The organism is Actinophytocola sp. (assembly GCF_035634895.1).
Classification (GTDB): Bacteria; Actinomycetota; Actinomycetes; order Mycobacteriales; family Pseudonocardiaceae; genus Actinophytocola.
Map to the genome: position 1 here is coordinate 1 of NZ_DASQCC010000244.1, position 4349 is coordinate 4349.

A 4349-nucleotide genomic window follows, 5' to 3' on the forward strand; every position below is an offset into this window, starting at 1 on the left:
ATGATCGCGCGCATCTGGGCCGGGTTCGCGCTGGGCGACCTGGAGCTCGGCGCGGGGCGCATGGACGAGGCGCGGGAGCGGTATGCGTCCCTCGTCGCGCTCCTCGACGCGTCGCGGATCCGAGATGTCGACCTCTCGCCCGCTCCCGAGCTGGCCGAGGTGCTGCTCCGCACGGGGGACGTCTACCGGGCGGCCGAGGTGGCTGCCGGGCATCGCCGCGATGCGGAGCGCAAGGGCCAGCCGTGGTCGCTGGCCCGGGCCTGGCGCACGACGGGGCTGCTGGCCGGCGACGACGAGATCGACGCGGCGTTCGGAACGGCGCTGACGCTCCACGCCGCGACACCCGACGTCTACGAGACCGCCCGGACCAACCTGGCGTACGGGTCGCGGTTGCGGCGGGCCCGGCGGCGGGTCGACGCGCGGGGCCGGCTGGAGGACGCCTACCAGGCGTTCGAGCGGCTGGGGGCGCGGCCGTGGGCCGCCGCCGCCGCGGACGAGCTGGCGGCGACCGGCGTGACCGTCGCCCCGCACGGTGCGACCGGCCTGGACCTGCTCACTCCCCGCGAGCGGCAGATCGTCCAGCTGCTCGTCGACGGCCGCACCACGCGGGAGACGGCGGGGGCGCTGTTCCTCAGCCCCAAGACGGTGGAGTACCACCTGCGTCACGTCTACACGAAGCTCGGCATCACCAACCGCAGCGAGCTGGCCGATCTCGTGGCGTCAGGCGGCTGATGCGGCCAGCGCGGCGGCGGTCGCGTCGAGGAGCCGGCGCCGGAGGTCCTGCGAGCGGAGGCTGAACGCCCGCTGGGCCTCGACGTACTCCGCCTTGCCCTCGCGGGTCTCGATCGGGATCGCTTGGTAGCCAAGGGCGCTCAGGTCGTACGGCGAGGCGCGCATGTCGAGGACCCGGATGTCGCGGGCCAGGTCGAAACCGTCCATGACCAGCTCGCTCGAAACGACCGGCACCAGCTGGTACGCCCACTTGTAGCAGTCCATCCCCGCGTGGAGGCAGCCCGGCTGCTCGAGGGCGACCTGCTGTTCCCGAGTCGGTTGCAGGGCGTTGAGCGGCCGGGACGTCGGGGTGAAGAACCGGAACGCGTCGACGTGCGAGCAGGCGAGCTGGTGCGTCTCGACGACCCGGTCGGTGGCGGCAGGCCCGAGCCGCAGCGGCCAGTCCGGGTGCCGCACACCGTCCTGGTCCAGGCGGTGCACCATGGCCCACTCGTGCAGCCCGAAGCAGCCGAACTGGGCCGGCCGGTCGAGGGTCGCGGCGAGGAGGCGGCGGATGGTCGCGACCCGGGTACCGCGCTCGGCGAGGTAGGCGTCGAGGTCGACGGTGACGACGCGACCGTCGGCGCGGTGGTACCGCCACGACGCCCGCTCGGTCCCGGCCGCCTCGTCCAGCCCGACGCCGGCGCCGGGGTGCCAGCGCCGCAGCGCAGTCACCGAGTTGGCGTAGTACGTGAACAGGAAGTCCTCGACCGGGTGCTTGGCCCCGTCCGCGCGACGGGCCCGGTGCTCGGCCGTGGCCGCGTCGACCCGCTCGGCATGGGCGCGCTCGCGTGCTCTCCACTGCTCCGGGGACAGGACGCTCACGGCATACGAGGGTATGCGGGTTCGTCGCCGAAGGTGCCTAGGAGACTGCTGAACAATGCCGCGCCTGCATGGCTGGTGGGCTCCGGCTTGGGAGCATTGGGTTCATGCAGGGTCGTTCGCGGGTTCAGCGTGAGCTGTTGGATGTGGAGTCCGTTGCTGGTCATCTGCTTGAGCCGGGCAGCGTGTTCGTGTTCTTGGCTGGGCACCGGCAGCGGTTGTTTCCGGCGGAGATGTTCGAGGATCTGTTTCCCTCGGGCCGTGGCCGCCCGTCGTTGCCGCCGGACGTGGTCGCGGCGGTGATCGTGTTGCAAACGTTGCACGGCCTGTCTGATCGGGAGGCCGCGGAGGCGGTCACGTTCGACCTGCGGTGGAAGGCGGCGTGTGGGGTCGCCGTCGACGCTGGCGCCTTCCATCCGAGCACGTTGACGTACTGGCGGCGCCGGTTGGCAGGTAGCGAGCGTCCGAACCGGATCTTCGAGGCGGTCCGCCAGGTGATCGTCGAGACCGGGGCGGTGGCGGGCCGGTCACGGCGGGCGTTGGACTCCACGGTCCTTGATGACGCGGTCGCCCGGCAGGACACCGTCACCCAGCTGATTGCCGCGATCCGGCGGGTGGCACGGGAGGTTCCTGGGGCGGCGGATCTGGTGGCGGCACGCTGCACCGGGCACGACTACTCGGCGTCGGGCAAGCCGCGGATCGCGTGGGACGACCCGCAGGCCCGGGACGAGCTGGTGTCCGCGCTGGTCAATGACGCGTTGACGGTGCTGGAGGCTCTGGACGTCGAGGCGATCGAGAAGGCCGGCGGCAAGGCTGCCGAGGCGGTGACGCTGCTGGCCTTGGTCGCCGGGCAGGACGTCGAACCCGCTGAGGACTCCGATGGCACCGACGGCCGTTGGCGGATCGCCCGCCGGACCGCCCCGGATCGGGTGATCTCCACGGTGGACCCCGAGGCGCGGCATGCGCACAAGAGCCGAGAGCGGCGCCAGGACGGGTTCAAGGCGCACCTGGTGATCGAGCCGGATACCGGTTTGACCACGGCGGCAGCGTTGACCGGAGCCAGCGGGCCACACAACGGCGACGCCACGGTCGGCGCCGATCTGCTTGAGCGGGACAACACCGTGGACGACAACACCGTGGACATTAGCGGTGAAGGCAACGGCGTTGAGGTTCTTGCCGATTCGGCGTACGGCACTGGTCAGATGCTGGCCGCGCTCGAGCGGGCGGGGCACACCCCGGTGATCAAGCCGTGGCCAACCACGCCGACGGTCGAGGGCGGGTTCACCATCGACGACTTCGGCTACGACCAGGACGCCGGCACGTTGACCTGCCCAGCCGGTGTCACCCGCTCGTTAAGCGCGAAGAGAACCGTAACCTTCGGCGTCGCCTGCCGCGGCTGTCCGCTTCGCCAGCGGTGCACCGCATCCAGCGGCGGCCGCTCGGTGAAGGTCCATGAGCACGAGGCGCTCCTGCGCGCTCATCGGGCCCGCGCAAAGGACCAAGCCTTCCAGGACAGCTACCGCACCCACCGGCCCATGGTGGAACGGTCGATCGCCTGGCTCGTACGAGGCAACCGTCGAGTGCCCTACCGCGGCATCGCTAAGAACAACGCCTGGCTCCACCACCGTCTCGCCGCTCTCAACCTGCGCCGACTCCTGACCCTCGGCCTGACCCACCGACACGGAACCTGGCAGCTGGCCTGACCCGCCGTCAACGAGCGCCCGACGCCCCACAACACACCCCTCACGATGGCCGCGACGGGCACAGTCAGCTCGATGTCGCGCCCAGGCGATGACCCAGCCATTGCGACACAGACCACCCTGAGAGGGGCCCTGCCCGTCCCCGCGTGACCGACACCCTCAACAAGACCCTTGTTCAGCAGTCTCCTAGCCGGCGGCGACGGGGTCCGAGTCGACCCGGCGGTGCAGGCCGCACCACATCCGCAGGACCACCATGGCCGTCAGCCCGAACCACAGCCAGGTGCCGGCGTCGCCGATCAGTCCGGGCAGGAGAACGCCGAGGACCAGGGCGACAAGCCACGCGACGCCCGCCAGCACGACCGTCGCCAGCGCGACCAGGACGTGGCGGCCCGGCGCCGCGCGGAGGGCGCGAACGGCGGCCCGGACGGGCTTCGGCTCGCCGAGCGCCACCGCCGCGAGGAGCCATACGACCGGCACGACGACGACCGGGGCGGCCAGCGCGTCCTGCGGGTGGAAGGCCGAGCCCCAGGCGGCGTGGTCGGACACGATCATCGGTTCGATCCGGCCGGGGGAACTGCGAGTCGATGACGTGCAGATCGGAGAGGTGGCCGAGGTAGAGGAGGGACCGCCGCGCGCCGGTGCGGCTCGCCCCCGGCGCTCGGCCGAGGACGTCGAGGCGAGGCAGGTAGGGCTCGCCGGGTCCGGCGAGGAGGCGGCGATAGCTGCCCGTCGTCACCGGTCCCTGGAGGACGGTGCCGACGAGAGTCGACGGGATGGCGGCGGCGACCGCCTCCGGCTCGGCGAGCAGGCCGCCGAGGGTATGCGCGTCGAGGCCGGTCAGGGCGGCGAGAGCGGCGGTCTGCGTGAGGAACGCGCGACGGCTCAGGCCGGACACGGTGCCCCCGATCACCGGGGCTGCGCGCGGTCCCGTCGGCGAGATCGTAGGGGCAGTTTGGGCGGGGTGTCCGACGTTTGGGTCCGGTTCTCGCGTCGTGGTCGGACGGTCGGCCATCAGTGCGCGGGCCGCATGGCAGGCTGTGTCGGTGGGTCGACGTC

4 protein-coding genes are annotated in these 4349 nt (G+C 72.0%); 2 read left to right on the forward strand and 2 right to left on the reverse strand.

Translation table 11 applies throughout. The annotated features are described in order from the left end of the window. A partial coding sequence (locus tag VET29_RS38140; RefSeq protein WP_324930225.1) for a helix-turn-helix transcriptional regulator occupies positions 1-732 on the forward strand: 732 nt, incomplete at its 5' end. Here VET29_RS38140 and VET29_RS38145 read toward each other — a convergent pair. Then, positions 721-1596: a 3-methyladenine DNA glycosylase gene (locus tag VET29_RS38145; protein WP_324930228.1), complete on the reverse strand. Its 876-nt coding sequence runs from the start codon at positions 1594-1596 to the stop codon at positions 721-723. The two genes, VET29_RS38140 and VET29_RS38145, sit on opposite strands and share 12 nt — an antisense overlap. A gap of 104 nt (positions 1597-1700) precedes the next feature. Between VET29_RS38145 and VET29_RS38150 the strand changes: the two genes are divergently transcribed. After that, positions 1701-3296: an IS1182 family transposase gene (locus VET29_RS38150; protein WP_324930230.1), complete on the forward strand. Its 1596-nt coding sequence runs from the start codon at positions 1701-1703 to the stop codon at positions 3294-3296. A 183-nt stretch (positions 3297-3479) separates the two neighbouring features. Here VET29_RS38150 and VET29_RS38155 read toward each other — a convergent pair whose 3' ends face one another. Then, complete coding sequence (locus VET29_RS38155) at positions 3480-3845, reverse strand: hypothetical protein (protein ID WP_324930233.1); 366 nt, start codon at positions 3843-3845, stop codon at positions 3480-3482. Positions 3846-4349 lie beyond the last annotated feature (504 nt).